3 protein-coding genes are annotated in these 2,641 nt (G+C 62.0%); 1 reads left to right on the plus strand and 2 read right to left on the minus strand.

Translation table 11 applies throughout. From position 1 onward, the window contains the following. A partial coding sequence (locus tag ABYW26_RS13040; protein WP_372605341.1) for a ZIP family metal transporter occupies nt 1-337 on the minus strand: 337 nt, incomplete at its 3' end. 110 nt (nt 338-447) lie between these two features. Here ABYW26_RS13040 and ABYW26_RS13045 point away from each other — a divergent pair. Next, the gene (locus ABYW26_RS13045) at nt 448-1,611 is read left to right on the plus strand and encodes an L-lactate dehydrogenase (RefSeq protein WP_372605343.1); all 1,164 of its coding nucleotides are present in this window, start codon (nt 448-450) and stop codon (nt 1,609-1,611) included. Between the two features lie 6 nt (nt 1,612-1,617). Here the strand turns inward: ABYW26_RS13045 and ABYW26_RS13050 are convergent, their stop codons facing one another. After that, nucleotides 1,618-2,226 (minus strand): N-acetyltransferase family protein, encoded by a 609-nt coding sequence (locus tag ABYW26_RS13050; RefSeq protein ID WP_372605344.1) that lies wholly within the window; start codon nt 2,224-2,226, stop codon nt 1,618-1,620. Between the last annotated feature and the right edge of the window lie 415 nt (nt 2,227-2,641).

A 2,641-nucleotide genomic window follows, 5' to 3' on the forward strand; every position in this document is an offset into this window, starting at 1 on the left:
CCAGCGCGCCCGGATCGGCGCCTTCTGGACCGGCGATGAAATGTTCGTGCGGCAGCAATTCGTTCATCCCGGCGACGGCGATTGCCCCCAGCGCGATACCGGCGCCGGTGATCAGCGCCGCGATGAACAGGCGGCCATGCTGGGTCATCGCCGCGTCGATCGCGGGCAGGATCAGTGAAAAGAACGACGCCGACAGCATCACGCCCGCAGCGAACCCCAGCATCGTGTCGCTGGCGCGGCGGCCAATGCTGCGGCCATAAAGAACGGGCAGGGCGCCGACGCCGGTCATCAGACCCGCGCCCAGACTGGCGATGCTACCGACCAAAATGATGTTCATCGCTAATCCATGCGGGATTTCCTGCGGTGGGCCAAGAGTTTTGCAAATGCGGCGTTGCGTAAACACGTCAATATTGGTAATAGATTTTTACCAAAACGGAGTTTCGAGCCATGCCCGCCATCACCTGCATCGAAGACTTGCGCCAGCTTTACCACCGCCGAACACCGAAAATGTTCTATGATTACGCGGAATCCGGCAGTTGGACCGAACAGACCTTTGCCGAGAACACGTCGGATTTTCAGGACATTTATCTGCGGCAACGAGTCGCCGTCGACATGGCCGGGCGCAGCACCGCCAGCCAGATGATCGGACAGGACGTGGCCATGCCCGTGGCGCTGGCGCCGGTGGGGCTGACCGGGATGCAATCGGCCGATGGCGAAATCAAGGCCGCCCGCGCCGCCGAGAAATTCGGCGTGCCCTTTACCCTGTCCACCATGTCGATCTGCTCGATCGAGGATGTGGCCGAGAACACCTCGGCGCCGTTCTGGTTTCAGGTCTATACCCTGAAAGACGATGAATTCATGCGCCGCCTGTTCGACCGCGCGCGCGCAGCGGGTTGCACCGCCATTGTGATTACCGTTGACCTGCAAATCATGGGGCAGCGCCACAAGGACATCAAAAACGGCCTGTCCGCGCCGCCGAAGCTGACGCCGCGTTCGATTGCCAACATGATGACCAAGGTCGGTTGGGGGCTGGAGATGCTGCAGACCAAGCGGCGGTTTTTCGGCAATATCGTCGGCCATGCCAAGGGCGTGTCGGACCCGGCGTCGTTGTCATCCTGGACAGCCGAGGCGTTCGATCCGTCGCTGAACTGGGACCGGATCGCGCAATTCATCCGGATGTGGGGCGGCAAGGTGATCCTGAAGGGCATTCTCGATGCCGAGGACGCCCGGCAGGCGCTGAATGTCGGTGCCGATGCCATCGTGGTGTCGAACCACGGCGGGCGGCAGTTGGACGGCGCGATTTCGTCGATCCGGGCGCTGCCCGAGATCATGGATGCGGTCGGAGACAAGATCGAAGTCCATCTCGACAGTGGCATCCGCTCGGGTCAGGACGTGCTGAAGGCTTTGGCGATGGGGGCGACCGGCACCTTTATCGGCCGCGCCTTTGTCTATGGCCTTGGCGCGATGGGCGAGGCGGGTGTCACCAAGGCGCTTGAGATTATCCACAAGGAACTGGACACCAGCATGGCGCTGTGCGGTCGTAAATCCGTCAAGGATCTGGACCGCGACATCCTGCTGGTGCCCAAGGGTTTTTCAGGCGAGTGGGAATAACCTGGCTCAGGCCGCCCGGCGGTGGAGCCGGTGCGGCCAGTGCAAGGTTTCCACCAATTGCGTCGGGGCCGAAGCCAGGACCCCGGCCAGATGCTCAAGCCAGGCCGGCATCTTGCGCTCGGGCCACAGCGCGATCTGCGCCGTTACGACGCCTGAATCCGAGCGCATCTTGCCACCAAGACCCCGCGCCAGACGCACCATCGTGTGGTTGTCGGGCAGGATGACCAGCCGGAGCTGCCGCAGGCCAACCGCCCGCGCCGCAGCCATCGCCCGGTCCAGCAAACGCTTGCCCAGCCCGTGCCGACGCCAGTCCGGTTCGACCGACACCGCAACCTCGGCGCAGCGCTGCCAGCGCGGGCCGGTTGGGATGACCTCGGCCAGACCGACCAGACGCGCCCCGGCGAAATGGCCGATCAGCACGGTCCGCGCCCAGTTGATCGCCTCGACATAGGCGTTGATGCTGGCATCGCCGACCGGCGAGAAAAACCGCATGGTGCGGTCCTCGGAATTCAGGCGCAGAAAGTGCCCCATCAGCGCCGCCTTGTCACGCGGGCCAAGTTGCCGGGTGATCCCGGTCAGGGCAACGGGGACAGGCCCCGCCAGAGTGTTTTTCACGTTCAGTTCTTTTTTAGAATACGTGAGCATTTTGAAGACCTCTTATGTTTGAGTCTTCCTCCCGGCTCGTCCGCGGCTGTTTACCTGCTACTTGTTTTGTGCCGCGCTATGTGACCCTAAGTTTGGCATGGGGCGGGCGGAAATCAAGGATGCTGCAGTGCAGAACGGACATGCAGGCAGCGCAAGCCGGGGCTAAGATGCTGTGCGCAGGGGAAACTTTGACGAAAGCGCCTGTTTTCCTAGGATTTCTCGCTTAAAAGTGAATGGTGCCGGATCGCAACAGTCGTGGTGCAATCTGCCCGAAAAACCGCCGAACACCCGTTATTTTCGGCGGATTCCCCCCTTTCCAATCGCGGCAATCTGCCCTATACGCGCGACTTCATCAGGGCATACACCCTTGGAGGATGCCCATAAC

Origin of the sequence: Actibacterium sp. (genome assembly GCF_041584535.1) — a bacterium.
In the GTDB taxonomy this organism is placed as follows: Bacteria; Pseudomonadota; Alphaproteobacteria; order Rhodobacterales; family Rhodobacteraceae; genus Actibacterium_D.